4 protein-coding genes are annotated in these 2189 nt (G+C 61.8%); 1 reads left to right on the top strand and 3 read right to left on the bottom strand.

The annotated features are described in order from the left end of the window. Nucleotides 1–366 precede the first annotated feature (366 nt). Nucleotides 367–582: a hypothetical protein gene (locus Q7V20_RS00040; protein ID WP_304785865.1), complete on the top strand. Its 216-nt coding sequence runs from the start codon at nt 367–369 to the stop codon at nt 580–582. A gap of 26 nt (nt 583–608) precedes the next feature. Here Q7V20_RS00040 and Q7V20_RS00035 read toward each other — a convergent pair whose 3' ends face one another. The 3 genes from Q7V20_RS00035 to Q7V20_RS00025 all read right to left on the bottom strand — a co-directional run. Next, a complete protein-coding gene (locus tag Q7V20_RS00035; protein ID WP_304785863.1) occupies nt 609–1280 on the bottom strand; it encodes a hypothetical protein in 672 nt (223 codons plus the stop codon). A 96-nt stretch (nt 1281–1376) separates the two neighbouring features. Beyond that, nucleotides 1377–1607, bottom strand: coding sequence for a hypothetical protein (locus Q7V20_RS00030; RefSeq protein WP_125244018.1), 231 nt, complete (start codon nt 1605–1607; stop codon nt 1377–1379). Nucleotides 1608–1779: 172 nt separating this feature from the next. Further along, on the bottom strand, nt 1780–2189 hold a 410-nt coding region (locus Q7V20_RS00025), incomplete at its 5' end, for a hypothetical protein (protein ID WP_304785853.1).

The raw sequence follows: 2189 nt of genomic DNA, 5'->3' as shown, positions 1-2189 counted from the left end.
AGCGGGAACGTCCTGTCCCGAGGGGATGGATGTTCCCGCTCGGGATGTGCTGACGCGAGGCCAGCACGGTCAATGAGGCAGGTGACGACTGCGACGCCGACGCAAGGTCGGGAGCGCATTCCGCGATGGAATGCAGGTAGCGGTGGGCAGTGTGTCGTGATGGTCAGAAGCGTTCAAGCCTTGATCGCTGCATGCCATGGACAAGGGGCCATGGAATCGGGGCATTGCGAAATGCAAGGCTTGGTGACAGCTGAATATCACCTGAAGTTCAGTACAGAAATCTTGTTTCAGTGGGTGGCCAAAGCCGTGACACGGGCCTGAAATTTCGCCAAGATGGCGACTCGCACCCATGCAACGAGCACGACCATGATCCGTTTTGGCCCTCACATCCGGCTCACTCGGCGAGAGACTGAGCGCTTCAAGCTGATCACCGATCTGGAGCCAGTCGGCATCCGCACGCTGCCTGACCTGGATGCCTACATCGCGCAATGCAAGGCGCACTATTGGGGCGTCTCCAGGGACACCCAGTTTCTGCATTGGCTGATCGACCGGGAGTACCAGCAATGCCGTTCAGCGGCGTAGCATGGAGCACGCCGCCTGGCGGTTCATCAAGCAAAGACACGTGGCTCGATGGTGGCGCCGCGCATGAAGGCCAGGTAGGCAGCGGCCTTGCCGATGTCCGCGAAACAAGCGATGGCATCGCAGCCTCGCCTCACGGCCCATGGCAGGTCAGGGCATTCATTGGGCGACAGGCTCAAGTTGGCCTCGCGATAGACAGGATGTCGATACGGTGCTTTGCCGGTCTGCCAGTCCACCAGGCACAGGATGCAGTCGGTCAAGATGGCTCCGCCACCTGACTCGCCAGGCTCGACCAGCAGGGGGATTTTGAGCATGCCGCCAGATCGGCCAATGCGGCCGACCACGCCATGCTCATCAAGCCACGGTTCACCCGTGGCCAGGTCGCCAAGTATCAGGCGGATCTTCTCGCCAGTTCGGCGATAGGACTCCAGCACCGTGGCCGCACTAGGATCGGTCCCGGGCGCAAAGTAGGTGCGTTGGCTTAGAGGGGAGCGGCCCCATGCGGCTGTGGCCGTCAGGTATTTCTGATAGCCCGCCAGCGTGGCGTAGTCGCCTGGCGCAAAGGCCAGGTGGCTTTGGTCGAGTTGCTGTGCGATCTGGTTGGCATGATCGCGAGCATTGCCAAAGCCAAAGCAACTGTGGCCTGATCGCTCCGTGATGACATAGAGCTTTTGCTCCAGGTTGAGTGTGACGGTGGTCATGAGGATTCCTTGTGTGGAAGCCTGGGGACGCACCGCCGCGCGGGCCGTGGCCCCGCAGGCGTGCTGTGTCGGTGTCTTGTCGGTACCAGGTCGGTATCAGCCTTGCGCGGCCAACCGAATGGGTGGCTGATCGCAGACGCTGTCCACCACCTGGCTTTGTCGCAGGTGCTCCAGCTTCAGCAGCAGTGCATGGGCATGTGCGCTGTCATCACCTGCCAGGCCAGGCTGAAGGGCCTGCACCTCCTTGATCAGCAAGCGCAGTTCCTGCACGATGGCCCGGTGGGCACGCTTCTCGATGGCGCACAAGGCGTCGGTTGCAGTGGTCATGGGAAATTCCTTCCGTGGGTGTGCCGCACTGCCACTTGGGCAGATGCGGGCGAAATGGGGGAGGACGCGGCATGCACCACCAGCAGATGGGCAGGCGCGTGGGTCGATCTGGGCAGGGCCAGGGCGCTGGCCCCGGCACGGTCAAGACGCGGTGGTCTTGCCGTGCGGGGAATCAGGCTGTTTGAGACACAGCATTGGGCTTTGACGGCTCTCCCGACGTGGCGGATGGCGCGTCCTTGGGCACAGAAGCTTGAGCTTCAAAAGACGATTGAGCCTGGGCAAACTCCGGCGCTTTCTTCAGGCGCTTGACTTGGGTTGCTGCCGGTTCGTTGGCAGTAGGTGGCAGGCATTCAACGGCGATGTCACCGCCTTGGCGCAGCATGTGGCGAAGTGCCAAAGCTGGCGCAACAAAAACGCCATGGAACAGCCAACGCACGAACTTACCGATGCGCCTGTTGCGTGCGGCTGTGGCTTTGTGTGTCCGCAAGGATTGCTTGCAGCACAGGTACAGGGCCAGGTGGTTGCGCTTCATCATCGGGTCAGCTTCCAACTGGGCCATGACTTCGGCGGCCATGACGGGGT

Origin of the sequence: Aquabacterium sp. (genome assembly GCF_030652515.1) — a bacterium.
Classification (GTDB): Bacteria; Pseudomonadota; Gammaproteobacteria; order Burkholderiales; family Burkholderiaceae_C; genus Aquabacterium.
The sequence above is the reverse complement of the archived record's forward strand: the minus strand, read 5'-3'. Positions and strand labels throughout refer to the sequence as shown.